At 64.0% G+C, this 26,158-nt stretch carries 24 protein-coding genes; 11 read left to right on the top strand and 13 right to left on the bottom strand.

Annotated elements, in window-relative coordinates; genetic code table 11:
* Window positions 1-9 precede the first annotated feature (9 nt).
* From FKV68_RS13075 to FKV68_RS13105, 7 genes are all read right to left on the bottom strand, one after another.
* Window positions 10-411, bottom strand: coding sequence for a cupin domain-containing protein (locus FKV68_RS13075; protein WP_180938247.1), 402 nt, complete (start codon window positions 409-411; stop codon window positions 10-12).
* A gap of 63 nt (window positions 412-474) precedes the next feature.
* Window positions 475-2,181 carry an HAD family hydrolase gene (locus FKV68_RS13080; RefSeq protein ID WP_180941496.1) on the bottom strand — a complete coding sequence of 569 codons (1,707 nt, stop codon included), beginning with the start codon at window positions 2,179-2,181 and terminating at the stop codon, window positions 475-477.
* A gap of 250 nt (window positions 2,182-2,431) precedes the next feature.
* Window positions 2,432-3,040, bottom strand: a complete 609-nt coding sequence (locus tag FKV68_RS13085) for a glutathione S-transferase family protein (RefSeq protein WP_180938248.1) — start codon at window positions 3,038-3,040, stop codon at window positions 2,432-2,434.
* A gap of 354 nt (window positions 3,041-3,394) precedes the next feature.
* Entirely contained in the window at window positions 3,395-4,450 is a 1,056-nt protein-coding gene (locus FKV68_RS13090) for an ABC transporter ATP-binding protein (protein ID WP_180938249.1), read from the bottom strand.
* Window positions 4,438-6,453, bottom strand: a complete 2,016-nt coding sequence (locus tag FKV68_RS13095; RefSeq protein WP_180938250.1) for an ABC transporter permease — start codon at window positions 6,451-6,453, stop codon at window positions 4,438-4,440. Before FKV68_RS13095 ends, FKV68_RS13090 begins: the two co-directional genes overlap by 13 nt.
* Before the next feature lie 7 nt (window positions 6,454-6,460).
* Window positions 6,461-7,441: an ABC transporter substrate-binding protein gene (locus tag FKV68_RS13100; protein ID WP_180938251.1), complete on the bottom strand. Its 981-nt coding sequence runs from the start codon at window positions 7,439-7,441 to the stop codon at window positions 6,461-6,463.
* Between the two features lie 157 nt (window positions 7,442-7,598).
* The gene (locus tag FKV68_RS13105; RefSeq protein WP_246452508.1) at window positions 7,599-8,378 is read right to left on the bottom strand and encodes an amino acid ABC transporter substrate-binding protein; all 780 of its coding nucleotides are present in this window, start codon (window positions 8,376-8,378) and stop codon (window positions 7,599-7,601) included.
* Between FKV68_RS13105 and FKV68_RS33090 the strand changes: the two genes are divergently transcribed.
* From FKV68_RS33090 to FKV68_RS13150, 10 genes are all read left to right on the top strand, one after another.
* Complete coding sequence (locus FKV68_RS33090) at window positions 8,371-8,523, top strand: hypothetical protein (RefSeq protein ID WP_246452510.1); 153 nt, start codon at window positions 8,371-8,373, stop codon at window positions 8,521-8,523. The genes FKV68_RS13105 and FKV68_RS33090 overlap by 8 nt on opposite strands.
* Before the next feature lie 215 nt (window positions 8,524-8,738).
* Entirely contained in the window at window positions 8,739-9,155 is a 417-nt protein-coding gene (locus FKV68_RS13110) for an NUDIX hydrolase (RefSeq protein ID WP_245181899.1), read from the top strand.
* A 237-nt stretch (window positions 9,156-9,392) separates the two neighbouring features.
* Window positions 9,393-9,602, top strand: coding sequence for a cold-shock protein (locus FKV68_RS13115; RefSeq protein ID WP_180938252.1), 210 nt, complete (start codon window positions 9,393-9,395; stop codon window positions 9,600-9,602).
* Between the two features lie 156 nt (window positions 9,603-9,758).
* A complete protein-coding gene (locus FKV68_RS13120; RefSeq protein WP_180938253.1) occupies window positions 9,759-10,046 on the top strand; it encodes a cold-shock protein in 288 nt (95 codons plus the stop codon).
* A gap of 96 nt (window positions 10,047-10,142) precedes the next feature.
* On the top strand, window positions 10,143-10,379 hold the full coding sequence (rpsU, locus tag FKV68_RS13125; protein WP_180938254.1) for a 30S ribosomal protein S21: 237 nt from the start codon (window positions 10,143-10,145) through the stop codon (window positions 10,377-10,379).
* A 703-nt stretch (window positions 10,380-11,082) separates the two neighbouring features.
* A complete protein-coding gene (locus FKV68_RS13130) occupies window positions 11,083-12,204 on the top strand; it encodes an AI-2E family transporter (RefSeq protein WP_180938255.1) in 1,122 nt (373 codons plus the stop codon).
* A gap of 141 nt (window positions 12,205-12,345) precedes the next feature.
* Complete coding sequence (locus tag FKV68_RS13135; RefSeq protein WP_180938256.1) at window positions 12,346-13,470, top strand: efflux RND transporter periplasmic adaptor subunit; 1,125 nt, start codon at window positions 12,346-12,348, stop codon at window positions 13,468-13,470.
* Between the two features lie 3 nt (window positions 13,471-13,473).
* Entirely contained in the window at window positions 13,474-16,710 is a 3,237-nt protein-coding gene (locus FKV68_RS13140) for an efflux RND transporter permease subunit (RefSeq protein ID WP_180938257.1), read from the top strand.
* A gap of 307 nt (window positions 16,711-17,017) precedes the next feature.
* Window positions 17,018-18,094: a diguanylate cyclase domain-containing protein gene (locus FKV68_RS13145; RefSeq protein WP_180938258.1), complete on the top strand. Its 1,077-nt coding sequence runs from the start codon at window positions 17,018-17,020 to the stop codon at window positions 18,092-18,094.
* A 365-nt stretch (window positions 18,095-18,459) separates the two neighbouring features.
* Window positions 18,460-19,536: a diguanylate cyclase domain-containing protein gene (locus tag FKV68_RS13150; protein WP_180938259.1), complete on the top strand. Its 1,077-nt coding sequence runs from the start codon at window positions 18,460-18,462 to the stop codon at window positions 19,534-19,536.
* A 387-nt stretch (window positions 19,537-19,923) separates the two neighbouring features.
* On the opposite strand, the gene FKV68_RS13155 is transcribed toward FKV68_RS13150, so the two are convergent.
* The 6 genes from FKV68_RS13155 to FKV68_RS13180 all read right to left on the bottom strand — a co-directional run bounded on the left by FKV68_RS13155 (window position 19,924) and on the right by FKV68_RS13180 (window position 25,370).
* Window positions 19,924-20,613 (bottom strand): glutathione S-transferase family protein, encoded by a 690-nt coding sequence (locus tag FKV68_RS13155; protein WP_180938260.1) that lies wholly within the window; start codon window positions 20,611-20,613, stop codon window positions 19,924-19,926.
* Between the two features lie 30 nt (window positions 20,614-20,643).
* Window positions 20,644-21,225: a VOC family protein gene (locus tag FKV68_RS13160; protein ID WP_180938261.1), complete on the bottom strand. Its 582-nt coding sequence runs from the start codon at window positions 21,223-21,225 to the stop codon at window positions 20,644-20,646.
* 62 nt (window positions 21,226-21,287) lie between these two features.
* Window positions 21,288-22,595, bottom strand: a complete 1,308-nt coding sequence (locus FKV68_RS13165; protein WP_180938262.1) for a phenylacetate--CoA ligase family protein — start codon at window positions 22,593-22,595, stop codon at window positions 21,288-21,290.
* 2 nt (window positions 22,596-22,597) lie between these two features.
* Window positions 22,598-23,395 carry a citryl-CoA lyase gene (locus FKV68_RS13170; RefSeq protein WP_180938263.1) on the bottom strand — a complete coding sequence of 266 codons (798 nt, stop codon included), beginning with the start codon at window positions 23,393-23,395 and terminating at the stop codon, window positions 22,598-22,600.
* Window positions 23,396-23,506: 111 nt separating this feature from the next.
* Window positions 23,507-24,319, bottom strand: a complete 813-nt coding sequence (locus FKV68_RS13175; RefSeq protein ID WP_180938264.1) for a class I SAM-dependent methyltransferase — start codon at window positions 24,317-24,319, stop codon at window positions 23,507-23,509.
* A gap of 142 nt (window positions 24,320-24,461) precedes the next feature.
* Complete coding sequence (locus FKV68_RS13180) at window positions 24,462-25,370, bottom strand: SDR family oxidoreductase (RefSeq protein ID WP_180938265.1); 909 nt, start codon at window positions 25,368-25,370, stop codon at window positions 24,462-24,464.
* An 81-nt stretch (window positions 25,371-25,451) separates the two neighbouring features.
* On the opposite strand from FKV68_RS13180, the gene FKV68_RS13185 reads away from it, so the two are divergent.
* On the top strand, window positions 25,452-26,027 hold the full coding sequence (locus FKV68_RS13185) for a TetR/AcrR family transcriptional regulator (RefSeq protein WP_180938266.1): 576 nt from the start codon (window positions 25,452-25,454) through the stop codon (window positions 26,025-26,027).
* Window positions 26,028-26,158 lie beyond the last annotated feature (131 nt).

Here is a 26,158-nt window from a genome sequence, read left to right on the forward strand (position 1 = left end):
GCACGGCGTCTAGATCTGCTCCACCGGCGGCGGCGCTGCCCATCGCCGAACCGGAGGGTCGCGGTCGTCGAATGCCGCCTCGAAGCAGGCGGAGGCGAGCACCGCATGGATATGAAGCATCGCCGGACCTATGTTGCGGAAGCCGTGCCGGAGGCCGGCGGGAACGATCAGCGATTGACCCGGCGTCAGGACTGCGCGCTCTCCGCCGAGGCGGATCTCTGCCTCGCCCGCCAGCACGGTCAGTACCTCCTCGACGAAATGGAAATGGTCAGGCGCACCGGCTCCGGGCAAGACCCACTGCTCGAAGATGCAGAGCTCGCTTGCGCCCACGGTAGCGGCGACGTTCATCCGCGTCTGTACGCCCGGACGCCATTCCTCGAGCGGCTGGTCGGCATGCGACAGGATTTTCATTTGCAGCCCCTGTTACGCTAAAATGGTGCAGTAGGCGAAGAAAGGCATAGCGGCGGGTCAGTCCTACCCCGATGCGGGTGCGATGTAGCGGCGGCGCACGGCCTCGGCGATCCTATCGCGACTCTCGGCGGGCGAGAGCGAGCGATCTTCCTCGATCCCTGCGGCGTCCTCCGCCAGCTCCGCGTCGCCGATGCTTTCCCCGAACCATTTCGAGTAGTCGCCGCCCCGCAAATGATGCTCCCAGGTCTCGTCGTTGATCCCCTCGGCAATCTGCAGGAAGATCATCAGGTTGTGGGCGCGCAGGTTCATCTCCTCGTCCGGACCGCGGAAATAGAAGCTCGCCTCCTCGTCCAGATGGCCTTCGGCATATTTCAGCGTGTGGCGCTTCCGGACCTGCCGCGGCTTTTCAATCCGGATATGCCGCACGGGCGCGGCGCTCGATCGCGGCCAGAAAAGAACCTCATCGTGCGCCGGCGCCTCGTCAAGACAGTCCGGCGGCGCTTCTTCTTGAACCGCGCAAACAGCTTGGATCGCCTCGCGCGCCTTCGGACCGAGTGCCGCGACGGCAGTGACTGCCGCAAGCACGTCCGGAGAAACGGACTCCGGATGAACGGTGATCATGATCATGCCCGAACGATCGTCCGCCAGAGCGAGCGAGGCGCTGTCGCGTGACGCCGGCAGGGCGAGATGCGCCTCGTCGATGACCAGCCAGTGCGGCCTGCCTGTCTTGGCGCGAAAGGCAGAAAGGGCCGGCATCAGCTCGGCGAAGAACGCCGGGCGTTCCTCGACTTCAAGACCGAGGGCATTGATCACGACATTGTTGTCCGGATTGGCGAGGAGTTCCACGACCTCGCCGTCGGTGGGCGGCACCAGATTGCTGCCCGCGGTCACGGTACCTTCGAGCCCCTCATAGTCGCCTTCCGCATCGAAGACGCAGAACTGTGAACGCCGCTCCTGCAGCCGCTCCGAAAGCGCCGTCACCAGCCTCGACTTGCCGCTGCCGGAGCTTCCGGCAATCAGCAGCACGTCGCGCGGCCCGATTTCCACTGCCCCGTCGCCATCCTCGCCGATCGGAACCCGGTGCCGCTCGTTGATGCAAAGCGCGTGGTCGCGTTCGATGATCGCCGCGATCAACTCCTCGACGCCTTCGCCGCGCGCGCCGACGAGCACGAGATCGGCGGTATCCTTCAGCGCCGGCAGGGCATTTGCCACCGCAGCACCGCAACCGGCCGTCCGCAGCAGCGCGTGATCGTTCTCGGCATCGCCGACAGCCACGACGTTCAGGAAGGAAAGCTGCATCTCCTCGAGTGCAGATTTGAGCCCGGTCGCCTTGTTGACGCCGGTCGGAAGCACCATCACCGCACCCTTGTTGAAAATGATCTCGAGTTCGAGACCCAGTTCGTTGATCGCTTCGAGCGCGGCAGCCTGATGTGGCTCCCAGGTGGCGACGACAGAACGCCCGACCGATATGTCGTCGACGCCCTTCTGCCGCAGGCGTTCGACAAATTCCGGCGGCGGCGCCGGGGCGACCGGCTTCTCTTCCTCGCTGTCGGGCGAATAAAGCAAGGCGCCGTTCTCGACGACGATCTTGTCGAACAGGTCCGTGTGAGGAAAGACCCGCTTCAAATCCGGCAGCTCACGCCCGGTGACGAGCAGCAGCCTGCGCCCGGTCTCCTTCAGTCTCTTCAAGGCCTCAAGCGTTTCCTGCCGAACCACGCCGTCCTCTGCCAGCGTGCCGTCATAATCTGTCGCAAGGGCCATGAGATACATGTGCGCGCCGCCTCTGTTGGTGGCGGTGCGCACGGTTCCTCCCGGCCGCCGCCATTTTCGTGCTGCTGAGAGGAACGTGCAGGCCCGGTGCTGGTTCCCTGGCTACAGCGCCGCGCGTCTTGTAAGACGCGCAAAGGATGCTGCAGCACTTTGGACTACTGCATGCTTTTGTCCTTAAATCGGCTACGACTTAAGGAAAACATGCAGTAGACCTTAAGTCCGATACGTGAGGAACAGAGCGAGGCGTCGCTCAAGCATTCCAGCTCGGCCGGCTCCTGACCCGCTCGTTCCAGCGCTTCACATTCTCGAGCGAATCCGGGATTTCCATGCCGAAGGCTTCGCCCAGCCAACCGCAGACGCCGGCGGTAATGTCGGCGATCGAAAAATGCTCGCCGGCGAGGAATGGCCGGCCATCGGCAAGCTCGCGATCGAGCCAGGCCCATTTCGTCGGCGCCGCCTTGCGCTCGGTTTCCGCGAAGGCCGGAAACTGCGCCAGGCGATCCTTGAAGAAGTCTTCGGTGTGGAGCGCGACATTGCCGATGGTCGTGAAGATCACCAGTTCCGCCCGCCGGTTCCACATCTCGACCTTGGCGCGGCTGACGGCATCGGTGCCGAAGAGCGGCGGCTCGGGATGCGTCTCCTCGAGATACCGGCAGATCGCCACGCTCTCGGTGATGATCGTGCCGTCATCGAGCGCCAGCACCGGGATCTGTCCGAGCGAATTGAGCTTAAGGAAGTCCGGCGCCCTGTGCTCGCCCTTAAAGAAATCGATGTCCACCATCGGCAGTGTGATGCCCTTTTCCGCCATGAAGATGCGCACGCGATAGGAATTCGGGCCGATGCCCTGGTAGAGCTTCATTGTTTCCTCCCTTGTTTGGTCAAGTACCCGCATTATCGCATCATTGATTGCAAATAGCAACCAGTTACCTTTTTGATCCAGTATCAGCGATCGAGGCTCCATCCTCACGTCATCACGGACGGGCCGTTCCATCATCGTCGGCTGACCATCCGTATCTCCGCGTCAGGCTCAAAACCTACCCACTCCGTCATCCTCGGGCTTGACCCGAGGATCCAAACGCAAGGCATTCAAAACGCTGCCAATAAAATCCCTTGATGATGAATCCTCGGGTCAAGCCCGAGGATGACGACAGGAGAGATCATGCACCTGCTTGCGGCACCCTCTCGCAACCAGGCCTGGCACCCAGCGCCAACCTCAAAGCCGCCAGCCGCCCGCGATCACGAACGGCACCGCCTGCCCCTCCGCGATCGCCACGCTGCTGAAGGCCTTCAGGCGCTGGCCGTCGGGAAGCGCGAGGTCGAGTGCGAAACGCTCTCCTTCGAAGATGCACGACACGACCCGCATCCGAACGCCGTCGGTGCCGCGGTGGACGTGTTCCGGCCGCACAAGCACATCGGCAAGCGGCACATCGGCAACCGGCCCGCCGGCCGCGCCCATGGCATCACGCGGCCCGAGCGCCTCGCGCAGCACAGGCCAGCCGAGCTGCCGCTCCCCGGTCTCCGCCAGCGGCAGCCGCAAAATGCTGCCGCGGCCGATCAGGCCGCCGACGACGCGGCCCTCGGGCCTGGCGTAAATCTCCGCCGGCGACGCCACCTGCAGGAGCCGGCCTTCCGACATCACCGCGACGTCGGTCGCAAGCGCCATCGCCTCCGCCTGGTCGTGGGTGACGTAGACCATGGTGGCGCCGGAGCGCTCGTGGAAGGCGCGGAACGTCTCCTCCATCGCCTTCCTCAGATGCTGGTCGAGATTGGCGAGCGGCTCGTCGAGCAGCACCACATCCGGCTGCGTGACGAGGCAGCGGGCGAGCGCCACCCGCTGGCGCTGGCCGCCGGAAAGTGCCGACGGCCTCCGCTCGGCAAAGTCGGTGAGTTTGACAAGCGACAGCGCCTCGCCCACGAGTTTCCGCCAGGCCGCACCGGAAATGCCCCTCACCTTCAAGGGATAGCCGACATTCTCCGCGACCGTCATGTGCGGCCAGAGCGCGTAGGACTGGAACACCATCGCCATGTTGCGTTTTTCCGGCGGCAGCGCACGCTCGGCATCCGAAAGCCGCCGATCGCCATAGAAGATCGAGCCGTCCGACGGCTGCTCGAAGCCGGCGATCATCCGGAGCACCGTCGTCTTGCCGCAGCCGGAGGGGCCGAGGAGCGCGAGGAAGGCCTGGCGGCGCAGCGTCAGCGAGACGTCGGCCACCGCCGGCCTGCCATTCCCGAAAGACTTGGTGAGGTGATTGAGGATCAGTGGCGCCACGGCAGCACGCCCTCCGGCAGGTACTTTGCAAAAAATTCCAGCGCCGCCATCAGCGCGATCACCAGCACGACAACGAGCACCGAGAGCGCCGAGGCGAGATCGGAGGAGCCGCTGTCATCGAGATTGAAGATCGCGACGCCGAGCGTCTGCGTGCCCGCCGACCAGAGCAGCGCCGAGACCGTCAACTCGTTCGCCGCGATCAGGAAGACGAGGATGACGGAGGCGCCGGCGGCAGGCGCGATCAGCGGCAGCAGCACGTCGCGCATGCGGCGGGAAAAGCCCGCCCCGGCAAGCCTTGCCGCCTCCTCGAGCGAGGGGTCCATCTGCAGGAACGCGCTCATCACCGGCTTCAGGCTGACGGCGAGGAAGGAGGAGAAATAGGCGGCGAGAATGATCCAGATCGTGCCATAGAGCGACAGGCCGATGAGGGGCAGCGGCGCGGCGAAGGTGAGGATGAAGGCGACGGCGAGCACGATGCCGGGTAGCGCATAGGGGATCTCGATCAGGATGGCGATAAGATTGGCGAGCGCGCCCGAGCGCCGCGTCAGGAGATAGGCCGCCGGCACCGTGACGGCGAGCAGCCCGAGCGCCGCGGCCGAGGCGAGGAACAGCGAATTTTTCAGCGCCGTCAGTGTGATCGACTGGCGGAACAGGATTTCGCCATAGGCGCTGAGCGACATGGTCTTGAGATTGAGCGGCACGCCATAGGCCGGCACCAGCGAGCTTGCGACGAGCGCCAGCAGCGGCGCGACCAGCACCAGCGCCAGCACGGCCCAGAGCAGCGCTTCGACTGCGATGCGCAAGCGCCCGAGCGCGAAGGCGGCGCGTGCGCCGGTGTGGCCGATCAGGCGATAGTCGCGGCCGGAAAGTGCCCGCTGCTGCACGAGAAGCCCGCCGGCGGAGATCGCCGCAATCAGCGTGGAAATCAGCGCGATCTCGCCGAAGGTGGCGGCGCCAAAACTCGCGAGCCGGCTGAAGATCAGCGTCGGCAAGGTCTCGATCCCGGCGGGAATGCCGAGGATCGCCGGAATGCCGAAATTGCCGATGCCGGAGACGAAGGCGATCGCCCCGCCGGCAATCAGTCCCGGAAGCCCAAGCGGCAGCACGATGTCGCGAAAAACCCGCAGCGGGCCGGCGCCCGCAAGCCGCGCCGCCTCGATGCCGTCGCGCGGGCTCGCCGCAAGCCCGGCTTTCAGCGCCAGGAAGACGAGCGGCGCATGCTGCACGCCGAGGAGCAGCGCGATGCCGGAAAGGGAATAGAGCGGCTGCGGGCTGCCGAGCGGCGGCGCAAGCCCGAGCGTCTTCAAAAGCGGGCTCGCCGGCCCGGACATCTCGACCCAGGCAAGCGCCGTCACCTGCGGCGGGATCATCATCGGCAGCATGAAGGCGAAGCTTAAGGTGAGCTTGCCCCTGATGTCGGTGAGCGCCACCGCGAAGGCGAAGAGCGAACCGAGGAGAAGCGAGACGACCATGCCGCCGGTGGCGGTGACGAGCGTGTTGCGGAGCGCCGCGAAGGTCGCCGGCTCGAAGATCAGCCGCGCCGCCTCACCGCCGACAAGTCCGCTCAAACCCGCCCCGGCCAGACGGGCGAGCGGCAAGACGGAAAGCAGGAGCACGGCACCAAGCACGAAGGGCAGCAGCCAGGCCGGCTCGCCGGACACTGATCCCCGCCTTAGCGAGCGGAAGGTGAACCACCGCCCTGCCCGGCCGCCGCGCGGCACCTTAGCCTTGGGGAAACCATCCTCCGTAACGTGAGGCATCGCCGGCAGCTCGACGCCGCGCAGCGTCCGCGTCAATGCGTCCGGCAGCTTTGCGGAAGCGGTTTGGGGAGGCAGGCTTTCCGCCGCCTCCCCGCCGCCGAAGAAAAACCGCAATGGGCCGAACCGCCGCGCCCTGGACAAAAAGCGTCGAGGCGGCTCCAGAAACCCGGCGCCGCCTTCCGCATCAGCTTCCGCCGGCGCGCTTGAGCGCCGGCTGCGGGCGATCTCGTCCGCTCGTGTCATCAGGCGATCAGTTCGTCCCGAAAATGCCGGAGAAGGTCTTGAGATCCGTTTCGGAATTCTTGACCGCCGCGGCGGCATCGACCGGCAGCACCTTGATCGTCTCGCGGGCCGGATAGCCTTCCGGCAGCGCCACGCCGTTGCGGGCCGGGATATAGCCCATCTTCACCGCCACCTTCTGGCCTTCCTCGGAGATGAGAAAGTCGACGAATTTCTTCGCGGCGTCGACGTTCTTCGCGGTCTTCAAAATGCCGACCGGCTCGGTGACGGCGGAAACGCCCTCGGCCGGGAAGACAAACTCCACCGGCGCGCCCTTGGCCTTCTCGCGGATCGCCATGAAATCGACGAGCATGCCATAGGCCTTCTCGCCGGTCGCGACCGCCTTCAACACGCCGCCATTGCCGCCGGCGGCCGTCGCGCCGTTTTCGGCGAGCGCCTTGTAATAATCCCAGCCGAGGCCGGGAATGGTGGCGAGCGTCTCGGCATGAATCAGCGCCGCCCCGGAGGTAAGCGGGCTCGGCATGGTGACGAGGCCCTTTGCCTCGGGCTTGGCAAGATCCTGCCAGCCTTCCGGCTTCATCTCAGCAGACGTGTTGTAGACGATGCCGGTGGTGATCATCTTGGTCGAATAATAGGCTCCATCCGCATCGTAGAGCGCAGCATCATAGCCCGCCGCCTCGGGCGACTTGTAGGGAAGCAGATGCCCGCCCTCCTTCAGCCGCTGCATCGTCACCGTATCGGCGATCAGAAGCACGTCCGCCACCGGATTGCCCGCCTCGATCTCGGCCATCAGCTTGGCCATGATCTTCGTCGTCCCCTCGCGCACCCACTCGACCTCGACGCCCGGGTTCGCCGCCTTGAACGCATCCACCGTCGCCTGCGCATCCTCGTTCGGCTGGCTGGTATAAAGCACCAGGCTTTCGGCATAAGCCGCGGTGGACATGAGACCGGCGACGGCTGCTGCGGCAACGGCGGAGAGAAGCGTTTTCATGGATTTGCCCTCGGTGGGAGAAAGATCGCGCCGAGGGATAGAGCGGGTGTTTTACAGGGGTGTGACAGGAGGGCGGGAGCGGGTGACAAGCTTTGCAGTCGTCATCGCGCGAGTGCGGTGCAGCGTGCGCGACCACTTTCACTTGAGATGATCAATATCAATCGGGAATATGCTCCATGATGATTTGCGTGTGCAGCATCGGCGCTTCGGATCCGAAATAGGTTTCCAGCAGCGGTAGAAAATCCTCCGACATATAGAACTCCGTCAACGCACGATCGGCCAGCAAGCGGAAGTCGGCGTCGTCGCGCGGCAGGGCTATCGCATAGGGTTCATGCGTAAACAGCCGATCGCCGATATGGAGCGAGGACGGATCGCGCGCCCGCTTGGCCAGGCTGATGAGCAACACCTGATCGGCGATATAGGCATCGATCTTGTGATCCTCCAGCGCCGCAAGCCCTTCCTCGTGCGTTTCGAAATCGGCAAGCTTCGTCTCCGACACCTGGGTTGCCAATGCCTCGCGCAGCGTTGTTCCCGTTGTCGTGCTCGCACGCACTCCGATTACGCGCGTGGATGCGACAGGCTGGTCAACGGAGAGAACAGCAGGCTTATCGATAAAAAGAGTCTGCAGATAGTCAGGCGAATCTTTGCGGAGCAGCGCGGTCGCTCCCGTAAGAAAGATCGGTTGTGAGAAGTCGACGATTTCTCGCCTCTTCAAATTGACGGTGATCGCACCGCAAAGCAGATCGACCTGTCCATTTTTCACTGCATCGAAGCCGTTAGCGAGCGTCATCTCAATGTATTCGCGCTCCAGTTGCGGCACCTGATGCTCTATTTCATCGACGATCTTGCCACACAGGTCGATGGCATATCCCACCGGATCGGCGCCCGGCTTGGTGGAGGAAAAGGGCGCCTCATCGGCGATGTAGCCGATGCGCACGCTGCCGCGCTGGGTGAGCGTGTCGAGCGTCGCAGCGCCTGCCGCGGCAGCGGAAAGCCAAAGGACAACATTCGCCAGCAGAAATCGTCTCATGCACTTTGCCATGGGCATGAACCTCATCTCCGAAGAAAACGGGGCGATCTAAAAGGCGTACGCGCAGATTATGGGCCGTCCGCCATTTGTCAACTGAACGCGCCTCGCTCCCGGTGGAACTGAAATGCCATACTTGCACTGCGTTCGGGATCGGATCGATGTGTGAAGAACCGTTGAGCGCCATTGTAGGGTGGATGGGTGACCGCTTATGGCACTATTGTGCGTGGCACGATTCAGCGCTGTATTCGCCGACCGAGGTAAACAATATTGCACACAATCCGCATCGCCGCCGCCTTGCTACTCCGCCCCGACGGGCAAACGCTCCTCGTGCGCAAGCGCGGGGCGAGCGCCTTCATGCAGCCGGGTGGAAAGATCGGCCCCGGTGAAACGCCGGATGCGGCCTTGGCCCGGGAACTCAGGGAAGAGATCGACCTTGACGTCGAGCCGGCGTCGTTCGAGGTCCTGGGTGAGTTCCATGCCGAGGCAGCCAATGAACCGGGACACCGCGTCCATGCGGATGTCTTCCTCGTCAGGACGGAGCAGGTTCACTTTCACCCCGCGGCCGAGATCGAGGAGGTAAAATGGGTGTCGCCCTTTGACGCCGGCGGGCTGGCGCTCGCGCCGCTGACCGCGGATCACATCTTTCCGCACTACCGGGAGATGGTCGGGCGCAGCTCCTTATAATATTACGACTGTTCCAGCGCCCTTCCCGGATCGTATTTCCGCGTCCCCAAAACCGGCCTTCCCGATTAAAATCCCCCGGTCCATTGCATATCCGGCAACAGCGTCTATATAAGGTCCATCGAACATTGCTTGTGACCTTTGCCTGAGCGCCGACGCGCTCGTCAGATTTCCTCTCAAATATCGATCAAGTCGGATGAATATTCGTCCGGGAACTCCAGCGATTGAAAGGAAATCGTCATGAATTCAGGCACTGTAAAGTGGTTCAACAGCACCAAGGGTTTTGGTTTCATCCAGCCCGACGACGGCACGACGGATGTGTTCGTGCATATTTCTGCCGTTGAACGCGCCGGAATGCGTTCGCTCGTCGAAGGCCAGAAGGTCAGCTACGACATCGTGCAGGACAGAAGGTCCGGCAAGAGTTCGGCCGACAACCTGCGCGCCGCGTAATTTGTCATTCGCCGCCGCTGACCACGGATGTACTGGCAGCGGCTGGCGCGGATGACAGGAAGAGGTCGGGGTAATGCCCGGCCTTTTTGTTTTGCCTCCGGGAGTTCCCCCGCGCCGGAAGTTTTGCGCCGGAAGTTTCGGATAAAGGAGATGGCGATGAGCCGCAGCAGCTACAGTGTTGGCGATACGGTCGTGCTCAGGGCCGACCTCACCCGGACCGCGAGCGCCGACAGAAAGTGCCGCATCGTCGGGATTCTGCCGGCAGCCGAGTACGGCGAGCCGCAGTATCGCATTCGCTTCGGCACCGAGAATTTCGACCGGCGCATCTTCGAGGGTGACATCGATGCCTCCGAAACGGCGTTGCCGGTTCGGCAGGGCGACGCGGCAGCGATGGTGAGCGGCCGGCCCTGGCTGAAGCCGTTGAACATCAAGACGTCCAGGTGAAGCAAAAGAGGGACATTCCCTCTTCAAATCAAGACGAAAACCACTTTCGACCAACGCAAAAACACGGCAGATGCCATTGAAAAGGAAGGATAGCCTTTGCAAGTACTCGTCCGAGACAACAATATCGAGCAAGCCCTTCGCGTTCTGAAGAAGAAGATGCAGCGCGAGGGCATTTTCCGCGAAATGAAGGCGCGCAGCGCCTACGAAAAGCCGTCGGAAAAGCGTGCGCGCGAAAAGGCGGAGGCCGTTCGCCGCACCCGCAAGCTGGCCCGCAAAAAGCTCCAGCGCGAGGGTCTGCTGCCGGGGCCAAAGAAGGTCGCCCGCTCCCGATAACGGAAGACCGGCGCCGGCGAAGGGATCTTGATCCTTGCGCCGGACATGCCCGAATCGATGCAGTTCACTGCTGCAATGAGCGTGCGCGCCTCACTACACAGTACACGACAGGAACTCCGTCTCGCAGAAACGCAAACGCTGACAGAGTCGTGGAGCATAATTCTCCCGCGCCCAAGGACTTGGGCGCGCTGGTTTCCTGTGAAAAACACAGGAATGAGGAGCGTGTGTGGCCGTATGCCCAACATGCAAGTGGCACTGCGATCAGGCGCGCGAAAGGCGCTGTAGCACTCTGAATTTCTGCACGTTTTTTTCCTTAAATCAGTGACGATTTAAGGGAATATGCAGGCGCGTCGCAGTTCCCCGACCCTTCCGGACGCCGCGCGTCTGGCGGCATCTTCCCGCCGCCTCACCCCCGCTGTACACTCCGCTTCCGCCTGATCCCGTCCTCACCCGGACGCAGAGCAATTCCAGGAAAAGTGTCTAACGGTTTTTCCGTCCAGAATTGCGTAGCTTCAAAGAATTGGATCACGCGGGCCAGCCAGCCGCTGCCGGGGCAAGCAGCGGCGGGCGTTGTGCGCGCCCCTACAGCGCCGCCGTGTCTTATCAGATGCGCAAAGGACGCTGTGGCACGTTGAATTGCTGCAATGCTTTTATCCTTAAATCGGTTAGGATCTAAGGATACATGCAGTCGGGGGGAGCTACCGTGGACGATGTTCAAACGCCGCTGAAAACGGACACCGGCGCAAGCGGTCCGGCCAGCCCGCCTTCGATCGAGCCGCGGGTGACCGAGTTTTTGCGGCTCGGCGTGCTGGCGCTCTTCGCCTACTGGTCGCTGACCCTTGTCGCCCCCTTCGCGATCATCGCGATCTGGGCCGGAATCCTCACCGTCGCGCTCTACCCGGCGTTCAAGGCGCTCGCGGCCCTCCTCGGCGGCCGGCCTCGGCTTGCCGCCGCGACGATCACGCTGCTTGCGCTCGCGGTGATCGCCGGCCCGCTGGCGGCGATCGCGCTGAGCTTCGCCGAAACGGTGCAGGCGCTGCTCGGGAAACTGGCGGCCGGCACCTTCGCCGTGCCGGCGCCGCCGGATGCCGTGCGCGACTGGCCGCTGATCGGCGACTGGCTCCACACCGCCTGGACCCAGGCCTCCGGCAATCTCGAAGCGACGCTGCAGCGCCTCGCGCCGTCGCTGCTGCAGGCGGGCGGCACGGTGCTTAGCAAGATCGCCGGCATCGGCCTCGATCTCATCGGATTCATCGTTTCGGTCATCATCGCCGGCTTTCTCTTCCGCCCCGGTCCGCGGCTCGGCGAAGGCCTGAAGCTTTTCGCCCGCCGGGTCGCCGGCGAGCGCGGAGCCGGCTTCGTCGATCTCGCCGCCGCAACGATCCGCAATGTCGCCCGCGGCGTAATCGGCGTGGCGCTCTTGCAGGCGCTGCTTGCCGGGCTTGCCTTCTCGCTCTTCGCCATTCCCGCGGCCAGCGTGCTCGCCTTCGCCGTGCTCATCTTCTGCATCGTCCAGATCGGCCCGGCCCCGGTGCTGCTGCCGGTCGTCATCTGGGCGTGGATGTCGATGGAAACCCGCGCCGCCCTCGGCCTGACGCTGATCCTCCTTTTCATCGGGCTGATCGACAACGTCTTGAAGCCGATGCTGGTCGCCCGCGGGCTGAAGACGCCGATGCTCGTCATCCTCGCCGGTGTGATCGGTGGCACGCTCTCCTACGGTCTGATTGGCCTCTTCCTCGGCCCGATCGTGCTCGGTGTCTTCTACGATCTCGTCGTCGCCTGGATGGGCTCGACCCGGCGGGAGGACGAGGCGAAGCCGGTTTGAGGCACTCCCTACAACTAAGCTGTCGATAACCGATCAATCTGAAGTTGCGTGACTTGCCAGGGCGGAAGTGCTCTGATTTCAAATACTCCAGCGGAGAATAAGGGCCGCCTCAAGCTGTTTCGTTCATAGGGAGGACGTTGCATGCGTGGTTCGAGGATCCTGGCTGCCGCCCTTTCATCGGGCTTGCTTGTCGCAATCAACATCTCATCGCAAACGGCCCTCGCCCAGCAGGCGCAGGCACCGGCGCCTGCCGTGGTCGTGGCGCCGGCCGCGATCATGGATCTGCGCGAAAGCGCGGATTTCACCGGCAAGGTCGTGGCGATCCAGAGGGTCGATATTCGCGCGCGCGTTTCCGGCTTCCTGGAGAAGGTCAACTTCACGGAAGGCGATAAGGTCACCGCCGGCACCTTGCTCTATGAGGTCGAGGACGGCACCTATCGGGCTGCCGTCCAGGAGATCCAGGGCTCGATCGAGGCCGCCGAGGCAGCCCGCGACCTTGCCGTGCTCGAGCGCGACCGCGCGCAGCGGCTGATCTCCAGCAACACGGTCGCACAGGCAACGGTCGACACCGCCAATGCGCAGGTTAAAAAGGCCGAGGCCGATATCGTCCGCCTCACCGGCAGCAAGCAGGCGGCCGAACTCAATCTCTCCTATACCCGGATCGTCGCGCCATTCGAGGGTGTCCTCGGCCTTACCACCGTCGACGTCGGAGCGCTGGTTGGGCCGGACTCCGGCGCACTCGTGACGCTGACGCGGCTCGACCCGATCAATGTCGAGTTCCCCGTCGCCACCGCGCTATTCCTCGAATACCGCCAGCGGGCGCTTCGAGGAGAAGTTGGTCGCGATGCCAATGTCGAGCTTCTTCTGCCGGACGGCACGACTTATCCAAAGAAGGGCACGATCAACTTCGTCTCCAGCAACGTCGCGGCGGGCACCGACACGATCACGGTCAGGGCCGAGTTTCCGAACCCCGATGCCCTCCTGCTCGATGGCACGCTGGTAAGGGTCACGCTCGAGGCAACCGACAAGCAGGAGGTGCTGGCGGTTCCCCAGCAGGCGATCCAGCGCGACCAGCAGGGCGCCTTCGTCATGGTGGTCGGGGCGGACTCGAAGGTCGAGCTTCGCCGTGTCGACGTCCAGCGCACAGCCCGCGGCCAGGCGGTCATCGCCAAGGGCCTCAAGGAGGGCGAGCGGGTGATCACCGACGGTGTCGGCAAGGTCAGGCCGGGCATCGTCGTCGATGCGGCACTGGCAACGGGCGGCTGAGCCATGATCTCCGAAATCTTCATCGATCGTCCCCGCTTCGCCGCGGTCATCTCCATCGTCCTGACGCTCGCGGGGCTGATTGCGCTCACCGCGCTGCCGGTCGCGCAGTTTCCCGATATCGTGCCGCCGCAGGTGAGCGTGACGGCCAGCTATCCGGGCGCCGGCGCCGAGGTGGTCGAGTCGACCGTCGGCCAGCCGATCGAAAGCCAGATCGTCGGCGTCGACGACATGCTCTACATGAAGTCGACGAGCGGCGCCGACGGCTCCTACACGCTGACGGTGACCTTCGCCGTCGGCACCGATCCGGATATCGCCACCGTCAACGTGCAGAACCGCGTCTCGCTCGCCGAGGCGAGGCTCCCCTCCGAAGTCAAGCAGACCGGCGTCAGCGTGCGCAAGAAATCCTCCGCACTGATGCAAGTGATCGCCATCTATGGCGAGGGCGAGAACAACAGCTTCGACAACCTGTTCCTGTCGAACTACGCCACCATCAACGTGATGGACACGATCAAGCGCGTGCCGGGCGTCGGCGACGCCTCGCTCTTCGGCGCGCAGGATTATTCGATGCGGGTCGTGCTCGACATCGACCGGCTGACGAGCCTCGGCATGACGCCGACGGACGTGATCAATGCGCTGAAAGCGCAGAACATCCAGGCGGCGATCGGCCGCATTGGCGCCCAGCCGATGACCAACGATCCGCTCTTCCAGCTGAACCTCCAGACCCAGGGCCGGCTCACCGATCCGTCGCAGTTCGAAAACGTCGTGCTGCGCGCCGAGGACAATGGCTCCTTCGTGCGCATCCGCGATGTCGCCAAGGTGGAGCTCGGCGCGGCGAGCTCGGATTCGAGCGCCCGCTTCAACGGCAAGCCGGTGGCGATGATCGGCACCTATCTGGCGCCGGGCGCAAACGCGCTTGAAGCCGCCGAGGGCGTCCGGGCCGCGCTCGATCGCCTGTCGCAAGCCTTCCCGGAAGGCCTCACCTACAAGATTTCCTATGACACCTCCGAATTCGTCGAGGCGAGCGTCGAAAATGTGGTGCAGACGCTGATCGAGGCCTTCGTCCTGGTGATCATCGTCGTCTTCCTCTTCCTCGGCAACTGGCGCGCGACGCTGGTTCCGCTCGTCGCCGTGCCGGTCGCCCTCGTCGGCACCTTCGCGGTGATCCTCGCCATGGGCTTCTCGCTCAACACCGTGTCGCTGCTGGCGCTGGTGCTCGCAATCGGCATCGTCGTCGACGACGCGATCGTCGTCGTCGAAAACATCGAGCGGGTGATGGAGGAAAACCCCGGCATGCAGGCACCGGAGGCCGCGCGGCTTGCCATGGGCGAAATCACCGGCGCGATCGTCGCCATCACGCTCGTTCTCTTGTCGGTGTTCGTCCCGGTCGCCTTCATACCGGGCCTGAGCGGCCAGCTCTTCCAGCAGTTCGCGGTCGCCGTCTCGGTATCGATGGTGATCTCCGCCATCAACGCGCTGACCTTGAGCCCTGCGCTCTGCTCGATCCTCTTGAAGCCGCATCACGGCGAGAAGCGCGGCATTCTCGGCTGGCTCTCGCGCCGCATCGACAACGGCCGCGACGGCTATGTCTATGTCGCCGAAAAGATCGCCCGGCGCGCCATCATCGGCCTCCTCCTGATCGCGGTCGCGATCGGCGCCACGGGCTGGCTGTTCCGTATCGTGCCGACCGGCTTCCTGCCGAGCGAAGACCAGGGCATGTTCTTCACCGAAGTGCGCCTCCCCGAAGGCGCCTCCTACAACCGCACCAATGTCGCGCTGCGCCAGGTCGAAGCCTTCCTCAGCGGCATCGAAGGCGTGCAGGACGTGACCAGCGTCGCCGGCTACAGCTTCCTCGACGGTATTTCGAAGTCGAACAGCGCGTTTGCGGTCGTCACCATGAAACCCTTCGCCGAGCGCGAGGCGGCGTCGGCTTCGGTCACCAGCGCGGTCGCCACAGCCATGGCCAAGGGCGTGACGATCCGCGAGGCGCAGGTCTTCGCCTTCAACCTGCCGCCGATCCTCGGGCTCGGCACCGGCTCCGGCTTCGAATTTCAGTTGCTCGACCTGCAGGGGCGCTCGGCGGCCGACCTTTCCGCCACTGCCGGCGGGCTGATCATCGCCGCCAACCAGAACCCGAAGCTCGGGCCGACCTACACCACCTATTCGGCAAGCTCGCCGCAGCTCTATCTCGATATCGACCGCGACCGCGTGCAGGCGCTCGGCGTCTCGATCAGCGATCTTTTCGCGACGCTCCAAGGCACACTCGGCTCCTACTACGTCAACGACTTCAACCTTTTCGGCCGAAGCTGGAAGGTGAACCTCCAGGCGTCCGAGGCCGACCGCGATTCCGTCAACGATATCCAGCGCCTGCATGTGCGCAACGCTTCTGGCGGCATGGTCCCCGTCGCCTCGGTCGCGCGTGTCGACTATATCGTCGGCCCGCAGACGATGGTGCGCTACAACAACAACCGCTCGATCACGCTCAACGGCCAGCCCGCCCCCGGCGTCTCCTCGGGCGAGGCGTTGCAGGCGATGGCCGCGCTTTCCGCCACCACGCTGCCGCCCGGCTACAGCTACGCGTGGACCGGCACGGCATTGCAGGAGCTCGAGGCTGCCGGCCAGACCACGGTGATCCTCGCGCTCGCGGTGCTCTTCGCCTATCTCTTCCTGGTCGCGCTCTATGAGAGCTGGACGATCCCGATTCCGGTGCTCTTGTCGGTGACCGTCGGCGTCGCGGGCGCCCTGGTCGCGGTGCTGATCGCCGGCCTCTCCTTTGACATCTACGCCCAGATCGGCCTCGTCGTCTTGATTGCGCTCGCCTCGAAGAACGCGATCCTGATCGTTGAATTCGCCAAGTTCCAGCGGGAAAAGGGCGCGGGCATCGTCGAGGCGGCCGTCCAGGGGGCGCGCACCCGCTTCCGCGCGGTGATGATGACGAGCTTCGCCTTCATCGTCGGGTTGATCCCGCTGGTGACGGCTGAAGGCGCCGGCATGCTCAGCCGCCGCGCCGTCGGCACCGGTGTCGCCGGTGGCATGCTCGCCGCCTCCCTCCTCGGCATCTTCGTCATCCCCGCCCTCTACGTCGCCTTCCAGTGGCTGCGCGAACGCGGCCACAAGCTCGCCGGACTGGGAGAGCACAGGACAGGCGTACCTCCAGCGGCAAGCGAGGCGGCCGAGACCCGGAAAGAGCACGGGGAGACTGGCGAGACAGAGCGGGCCCCGGCGCCGGTCGGGCAGGACTGAGGCGACGAACACGCGCTCAGCGCTCATGTCATCAATCAGTTGCCCGATCGACGACCTCGTCAACTTGGTTCGCCCGGCGCACTCACCCGCCTCAAATCCCCTGACCCCAAACATTCTCCCTATTCCCTTCACCCGCCCTTAACGTGCGCCCGTCTATTTTCGGCCGTTCGATCGGATGCATCAGGCATCGTTCCGTCCGCATCATGCGGGGTCGAAGAAAATCCTTGCCGTTTTCCGATCCGAGGCTTCCGCTTCATGCGTTCCCTCCCCGTCCCGCATCAACGCTTTTCCTGAAAGGTGCCGCACCATGGCTGTCGTGAGCCCTTCCCCGAAACACATTGCGCAGCAGATCCGCCGGGACGTCTATTACAATGCCTTCGCCACGCTGGAGCGACTGCAGATCGATGCCTCGCCGGTCAATTACGAGCTGATGTGCGAAATCATCAGCGGCAACAATCCGGAACTGCGCGAGAAATTCGCCCGGCTCGGCCGCGACGTGACCGAGGAGGATCTGGACATTCTGGCGCGCATGTACCTGCCGCACCATTTCGGACAGTCGAAGATAGAGGAGTCTGCCACCCGCATCCAGAGCGAACTCTCGACCTTGAAGGAGTCGCTGCAATCGGGCCAGCATTCGCTTTCGAGCTATTCGACCATGCTCGGCCAGGCGAGCGGCAATTTCTCCTCGATCGATCCGGGTGATACCCAGAGGATCCAGTCCGAACTGCAGGCGATCCGGGCGGCGACCGACGTCCAGCGCTCGAAGAGCGACGAGATGCTGGAAAGCGTTTCGACCCATGTCTCGGCGGTGACCGCGATTTCCGGCGATCTCGACGAGTTCGAGCGGGCGAAATTCACCCACGCTGCCACCAATCTCGCCAACCGGCGCGGCTTCAACCGCAAGCTCGCCGAGCTTTACGGTGGCGAGCGCTATCCGGACGGCGCGGCGCTCATCCTCTGCAATCTGCTGGCGCTCGAACCTTTCGAGAAGAAGGAGATGATCAAGCTCAAGGAAGCGATCCTGCAGCGGCTCGGCTCGGTTGTGTCACAGGTCGTTCACGCCACCGATTTTGCCGCCTGGCTCGACCGGCCGCAGATCGGCATCCTCGTCGCAACCACCAGCGAAGCGGAAATCCAGCGGGTCGCCGAGCATATCCGCGTGAGCTGCCTGCGCGCCTTCAGCGGCCAGCGGCCGGGCATGCCCGCCGTCACGGCGCATTTCGGATGCAGCACGACCTATGACGCCGATACAGCGGCGAGCCTTTTCCTCCATGCCGAAACGGCGCTCGAAACCGCCACCGAACAGGCCGACGAAGCCGTAGCCTTCTTCTTGGACAGCAAGGCCGGCGGCCAGCGCAAAGACTGGTCGCTCTACAAGCGCTGACCTTTTCCAGCCGGGACGTTCGCCGCTCTCGCGCTACTCCCCTAGTTCCAGGCTGCATTCCCCAACCGGATCGGTTGAGGGAGCGTGCAGCCATTCCTGTTTCACGGCCGCGTCCCCTCTCTCCGCACCGCCTCGTCATTTCCGATCGACCGCAGTTTCTAATTTACCAGCCATTAATGAACGCGCGCTTACTCTAGGTTGTTCGACGAGACGCAGTCGCGTCAATCAAACCGCATGAATGGCGGAGCCGAACGCGATACTCTCGCTGCTGCATATCGATACGAGGCTCCGGCCTCACGCGTACCTGTCCGACCGTCGTCCCAGGTGCATTTGCCTGAGACGCTTCATGCGAAAGGCGCTGCATTATGGCGATTGCGAATTCATCCCCGAAACAGCTTGCGGAGCAGAACCGCAAGGAACTCTGCTACACGGTCTTTGCCACGCTGAACCGGCTGGAGATCTATGCCTCTCCGGTCAATTACGAGCTCATGTACGAGATCATCAGCGGCAACAATCCGGAGCTGCGGGAGAAGTTTGCCCGCCTGGCCAAGCCGATCCCGGAGGAAGAGCTCGACGCGCTCGCACGTGCCTATCTGCCGCATCATTTCGGCAAATCGCTCGTCGATGAATCGACCAACCGCATCCAGAGCGAGCTTTCGACGCTGAAGGAGTCGCTGCAATCGGGCCAAAGCTCACTCTCCAGCTACTCAAGCCTGCTCGGCCAGGCGACCGGCAAGATCTCGTCGATGGACCCGAGGGACACGAAGTCGATCCAGTCCCACCTGCAGGCAATCCGGCAACTGACGGAGGTCCAGCAGTCGAAGAGCACGCAGATGCTCGAAAGCGTTTCGACGCAAATCACGGCCGTCGCGGCCATTGCTAGCGACGTCGAGGAATTCGAACGCACGAAATTCACCCACCTCGCTACCAATCTCGCCAACCGCCGAGGCTTCAACAAGAAGCTCGCCGAACTCTATGGCGGCGAGCGTTATCCCGAAGGCGCATCGCTCATCCTCTGCAATCTGCTGGCGCTCGAACCCTTCGAGGCCAAGGAACTCGTCAAGCTCAAGGAAGCGATCCTGGAACGGCTAGGCTTCGTCGTGTCGCAGATCGTGCAGACGACTGATTTCGCCGCATGGCTTGACCGGCCGCAGATCGGCATTCTTGTCTGGACGAGCGCCGAAGCAGAAATCCAGAAGGTGGCAGACCAGTTGAAGAAGAGCTGCCAGAGCGCATTCGACAGCCGCCAGCGCCGGATGCCGGTGGTTCTCGCCCGCTTCGGATGCAGCACCACCTTCGACGCCGGCACCGCCTCCGAACTGGTCGGCCACGCGGAAAAGGCCCTGCAAACCGCCACCGAATCCGCGAGCGACAAAGTCGTATTCTTCGCCGACAGCGAAGCCGGAGGCGCGCGAAAGGACTGGATGCTCTACCGGAAGTGAGTCCGCGGGCGAGGCAAGGAAGCAAAGCGGCACCGCGATTCTGGATCCTCGGGTCAAGCCCGAGGATGACGGAACGAGAGGAGCGCCCAGCGGCAAACAACAATGTGAATAAGGCAGCGGGCCGTTCGTTCCCACGATCAACGCCGCAGCGTGGCCTCCGTCATCTCCGCACTCCACCGTCATCCTCGGGCTTGACCCGAGGATCCAAACACAGGCAGCCGACGCCTCGTGAGCCATGCCGTGGCGCTCGACCTTGCGTCCTCGGGTCAAGCCCAAGGATGGCGGAAAGAGAAAGCCCACCAGCAAAACAACAATGCGGCGTGCTCATGCGAACTCGCAGGAAGCCACCACAACCCGCTGATCCGACGTCCTAACTACGCTACCCCATCACCGCTGACCCCGCACATAACTGATATAGCCGCGAACGTCCGCCGCCGGCTCGCTATAGGCGCTGCCGAGCGCCTCCTCCATCGACGTCATATAGTCCTTGGCCCAGGCCGGCAGCGGATAGTCGATCACCGCGAGGAATTCGAGGGTCGCAGCCAGCCTGATGTCGGCGATCGAGGGCTTCGCGCCGCCGATGAAGGACCTGTCGCCGATAAAGAACTTGCGGAACACCTCGAGCGGTTCGGCCAGCGCCTCGGTCGCCGCCATGCGCGCATGCTCCTTCGTCACCGGGTCGGCATCGCTGTAGCCGACTTCGCCCGGATATTGCGGGAAATTGAGCGCCGGATAGGTGGCGCGGGCGAGATAGGGATAGAAAGTGCCGATCAGATAGAACATGGCGCTGTCGATCATCGCGCGCGCCTCCGGGTCCTTCGGGTAGAGATGATCGAGGCCGTTCTTGTTGCACAGATACTGCATGATCGCGCAGCTCTCCCAGAGCGCCCCCTGCGGCAGGCAGCCCATTTCGATCATCGGCGTCAGATGCGACGGCGCCTTCGCAAGGTATTCGGGCGTGCGCGTCTGGCCGAAGACGTCGTTCTCGTTGAAGTCGAGGCCGGCCGCGCGCATGAAGACACGCGCCGTCATGTTGTTGACGCTGGGCTTGATCACGTTGAGCTTGATTTCAGGCATGGTTGGTCCTCCCTTTTGTTCCCACTCTCATCAATAGGGGTTCTTCGGCGTCCGATCCGCCGACAGCGACCCCCGCGTCCGTTCGATCAGCGCTTCGATCGCATCGGCAAGGTGCGCCTCGGCGATGTTGTAGTCGCCGCGCGCCACCCGCACTTTGTGCGCCTCCATCAGCACCTCGGCGTGGGTGTGGCCGGCCGGCGGCTCGAAGCGATAGGAAGCGAGCTCGACGAGCAGCCCGAGCGGATCCTCGAAATAGATCGAATCCATGAAGCCGCGATCCTTGACCCCGCTGTGGCGGATCTCCCGCTCGTTCAGGCGCTCGACCGCCTGCTGGAACGTCGCGCGCGAGACGGCAAAGGCGATATGGTGCACGCAGCCGATATCGGTCGAGGTGCGCTTTGGATCGGGCTTGCGGTTCTCGTCGGTGAAGACGGTTATCAGCCGGCCGTCGCCCGGGTCGAAATAGAGATGGCTTTCCGTCGCCCGGTCGAGGTTCGGCTGCTCGAAGATGAAGGGCATGCCGAGCAGGCCTTCCCAGAAATCGATCGATGTCTGCCGGTCCGCGCCGACCAGCGTGATGTGATGGACCCCTTGCGCTTGCAGCTTTCGCATCGTCATCCTCCCGTTTTCGTTTCGCAGCACGTAGGCGGAAGCCACGCCGCGCCAGCCTGATTTTACTCCACCCTCTGCACCAGTTTCGATTTGTATTCGCTGCGTTGAAGCGACCCCCAGGGCAGGACCTCTATCCGCGTCGAGACGACAAGGACCTCGCGGATGCGCTTCTCGATGTTCGCGGCGAGTCCCGGGCCGCCTTCGCTGTCCTTGCCGAGTTCCACCGAAACCGGCAAAGGCGGCTCCTGTCGCGGGCCGGTCGCTATCGGCCGCACCAGGATCACGCCGCTGACTGCCGGCGCAAATTCGTTGACCACGTCGCGGATTGCCGAGGGAAAGACGTTGACGCCGCGCACGATCAGCAGGTCGTCGGTGCGACCGATGCAGCGCACCCGCGGCGCCGTCCGCCCGCAGCGGCAGGTGGACGTCCACATCTCCACATGGTCGCGCGTGCGAAACCTGAGCATCGGCGCCGCCCGGTGCTGGAGATGCGTCAGCACCAGTTCGCCGCGCGCGCCGTCCTCAAGCGCGATAGGCGCAGCCGTTTCCGGGTCGATCAGTTCGGCATGCACGAAGCCGCGAGCGCCGAGATGCATGCCGCATTGTTCCTCGCATTCGCCCCAGAGCGACACGCCGATATCGCCGATGCCCATCGCCTCGGTCACCTTCGCGCCCCACGCCTCTTCGAGCCGCGCCCGGAATTTCGGCTCACCGCCGCCGGGCTCGCCGGCGACCAGCAGCCGCCTGACGCTGGAGCCTCTCAGGTCGAAGTCGCGCTCGGCCGCCCACTCGCCGAGATAGACCGCATAGGAGGGCGTCATCACCGCAGCCGCGGGCCGCAAGAGGCGGATCGCCGCCATCAGCCGCTCGGTGTTTCCGGTGCCGACCGGGATATGGCACAGGCCCATCCGGTCGAACGCGGCGAGTGCCGCGCCGGCCACAAACGGCCCGGCATTGTAGGTCGAAACGATCACATCGCCCGGCCGGATGCCGGAGGCGGAATAGCTGCGCGCGGAGGTCGTCACCCAGTTGTCGAGGTCCCCCGCCGTCAGTGGAATGTAGCTCGGCGTCCCCGTCGTTCCGCTGGTCGAATAGATCCGCACGATCTCGCTGCTCGGCGCGGCCACATGCGTTCCCATCGGGTCGGCGGCGCTGCAGTTTGCGCGGATTTCGCTCTTCTCGGTGAGCGGTAGTTCAGCGATGGCGGCAAGACCGCCGATCTTGTCGGCGGTGGCGAAGCCGGCGGCCTCCAGCTTTCTCCGGTAAAAGCGCGAACGGGCGAGCAGATATTCGATCTGCTGTCGATAGAACTGATCGTCGAGCCGGACCTGCTCGCGCCAGGGCAGCGTTTCGATCTCGGGGTCAAACATGGTCAGCCGCCGCCCTCCTTTTCGTCGTCCCGGTAGATGACCGCCGCCTCCGCCGCCGAGGCCATGGCGAAGCCGATCGGGTTTGCCCGTTCTTCCGTCAGGTGCGCGAGGATGCCGCCAGCCCGGGCGAGCAGCGGCACCGCCTTGATCATCGTCACCAGGAAGCCGAGGTCGAGCAGCACGGCGGCAATCGGCATCGACACGTTCATCACCAGCGGCTTGCCCCAGACTTCGGCGGCGATCGTGCGCATCAACCGTGCCAGCGCCACATGGGTGCCGCTTACGCCACGCTCATCGGCAAGTTCGAGAATGCGCTCGGCGCGCGGATCGACGGGCCGGTGCACCGGATGACCGAAACCCGGCAGCCTGCCGCCCGCCTCGCGAATATCCTTGACCAGCGCGCGCACCACCGCATCGGCATTCTCGCCGCCCGCGATGCGCGCCTCGGCCTTGGCCAGCAGCGCGCCGCAGAGCTCGGCGGTTCCGACCAGCACGGGCCCGCAGCCGAGAAGGCCGGCTGCGAGAGCGCCCTGCAGCGAGCCTGGATCGGCGGCAAGCGTCATCCGCGCCGCCTGTACGGTCGGCATCATGCCGTGTTCGGCGATCGCGATCAGCAGCAGATCGAGAAAATAGCGCTGGTCCTCCGTCGGTTCCCGGCCGGTCGCCAGCAGGTGGAAGTATTCCGTAAACGTCAGCCGTCCCATCAGGTCGCGGCAGAGATCGCGGCCGCGCACCTCGACCCGATCCGCGCTCACCGTTGAGATCCGGCTCGTCGCCGTTCTTTGTTTGCCGATTTGCATGCGCTCCCCCGGGACCTAGAGCAATTCCAGGAAAAGTGTGTAGCGGTCTTCCGTAAGAAAATTGCGTAGTTCCAAAGAGTTAGAGCATTTCGCTGTTTTCAGTGAAATGCTCTAACGGCTTGCCGTCACGACATGAGCCCGGATCCGCCCGTCGATTGCGCCCTCGCCATGGCGCCGGCGAAGGGCATCGGTTGCCGCCCGCGTCGCCGCGCCGAGGCCCGAAGGATCGCGCGCCTCGATTTCGTTTCTAAGCGGCGTTCCCTGGCAGAAGCCGGTCGCGATCTCCTCGGCCGAAAGCGCGCCGCTCTTCTTTTCCAGCGTCTCCAGCGTGATGTCGCGGAAACCGGCCGCCTCCAGGTCGGCACGAAGCAAGGCTGGGTCGCCGTAACCATGCGGCGTCCTCGCCAAGAAGCGCGGCGGGTCGGCGGGGAAATGCTCGGCCAGCGCCTCAGTCACGGTCAACGGCAATTCGTTCGCCTCGATCGCGTCCCAGACATTGAGGAGAAAATAGCCGCCCGGCTTCAGCACGCGATGGACTTCGCGGTAGGCCTGCACCCTGTCGGGGAAGAACATCACGCCGAACTGGCAGAGAGCGACATCGAAGCTCCAGGCCGGGAACGGCAGCGCCAGCGCGTCCGCCTGCCGCCAGGTGATCCGCGGATCGTCGCCCTGTTTTTCTGCCGCCAAGTCGAGCATCGGCTGGTTGAGGTCGGTGGCGACGAGCCGCGCATTCGCATCCATCTGCGGTGCGAGCGCGCGGGTGACGACGCCGGTTCCGGCCGCGATCTCCAGAATGTCATGGGGCTTCAGCCTGGCCACGCGCCCGGCAAGGTCGCGCGCGTAATCCGAGAAGATAAGCGGCACGAGCAGCCGATCGTAAAGATCCGGTATCGCCCCCGCGAAGACCTTGTCCATTTCCGCCATCGTGCCCGCCTCCCGTCAAACAGATGACCTACTTTGAATCGCTGCATGCCTTGTCCCTAAACCGGCTCCGATTTAGGGAAACATGCGCGATCATACGCCGGTCGGGGGGAGCGCGGAAGGTGGATGCGAACTCCGCGGATGCTTATCGGTATCCCGTCGCGTCCGCCGGTTTGCCGGGATCCATCACCTCGTCCATGTAGCGCCAGCAATCGGGTCGCGAGCCGTCGAGATCGGTGAAGCCGTAAACCTTGGCAAGGCCGCCGCTCGAAAGAGACTTGCCGTTCCAGCGGGCCTTGTCCGGGTCGGCAGCGAGTGCTGCGACCGCGCGGCCAATGAAATGCGGTGTCTCGGAGATGACGAAGTGCGGCTGCTTCTCGGCCGCGTCACGCCAGTTGGCCTCCGCCACGCCGAAAGCTTCCAGCATCATTTCCGAGCGCAGCCAGCCGGGCGTCAGCGAAACCGCCGTCGCCCCGTGCGCCGCGAGATCCTTCGCATGTGCCCAGGCCATCCGGTTCGCCGAAACCTTGGCGAGATCGTAGAAAGGCGAGAGCCGATAGTGTTCGGCATTGTATTCGGCCGTTCCGTCCGTCACCTCCACAAGAAGCCCGCCCGGTCGCTCGATCATCAGCGGCAGCGCGTAATGTGCGGTGATCAGATGCGTGTCGATCGCAAGCCGCAAGATCCGGAGGCCGTTTTCGAGATTGTGATCCCAGACCGGCTTGTTCCACTCGAACAGCCGCTCGCCACCCCAGATGTCGTTGACGAGAATGTCGAGCCGGCCGCGCTCCTGGCGGATGCGGTCGACAAGCGCCCTCACCTGGTCCGGCTGCAGATGGTCGACCTGGACAGCGATCCCGACGCCGCCGGCCGCCGTCACCCGCTCCGCCGTTTCCTCGATCGTCTCCGGCCGTTGATACTCCGATTGCTCCGTGCGCGTCGTCCGCCCGGTGACATAGACGGTCGCGCCCGCCGCCCCGAGTTCGACCGCGATCCCGCGCCCCGCGCCGCGTGTTCCCCCGGCGACCAGCGCCACTTTTCCCGTGAGCGACATTCTCTCCTCCACCGAAAATCATTGGCATTCGTCGTGACTTACATATATAAACGCTTATTCGGTTATAAATAAAGGTCCAAAATGCCTCGCCCCAAAACCTTGCCCGACGAAGACGTGCTCGACATGGCGCTCGCGATCATGCGTGAGGACGGACCGGACGCCCTCACCTTTGCAGCGCTTTCGGCCGGCTGCGGCCTTTCCGCCTCCACGCTGGTGCAGCGCTTCGAAAGCAAGGCCCGCCTCATCCAGGCAGCGCTGTTGCAGGCCTGGGATCGGCTCGACCGCCTGACGCTTGAGCTGGCCGAGAACATGCCAAAGACACCGGAGGGCGCAGTCACACTGCTTGTCGGGCTTTCGGGCGATTACGGCGGCATCGAATCCTATGCCGACGACCTCATGATCCTGCGCGAGGATCTCCGCGATCCGGACCTGCGCGCCCGCGGCGCGCACTGGCGGGACGTGCTGTCTGAAGCGATCGAGGCTCGCTTCTCCGGCGTGCCGGCCGCTCCGGCCGGCATCGGCCTGATGATGGCCTCCCAATGGCAGGGCGCCCTCCTTTGGTGGAGTTTTGACCCGCGCGTGCCGGTGCAGGACTACGTCCGCCAAAGTCTCGAAGGCTTTGTCGCGGCCTTCACGGAAACATCTTCGGGGCCATGAAGGCATCGGTTCTCCCTCCGTCATCTTCGCATTCCTCTGTCATCCTCGGGCTTGACCCGAGGATCCAGAACACGGACAGCCGACAATCTTCGCGAGGCTGAAGTGGCGCTGGATTCTGGATCCTCGGGTCA

The organism is Sinorhizobium mexicanum, assembly GCF_013488225.1.
Classification (GTDB): Bacteria; Pseudomonadota; Alphaproteobacteria; order Rhizobiales; family Rhizobiaceae; genus Sinorhizobium; species Sinorhizobium mexicanum.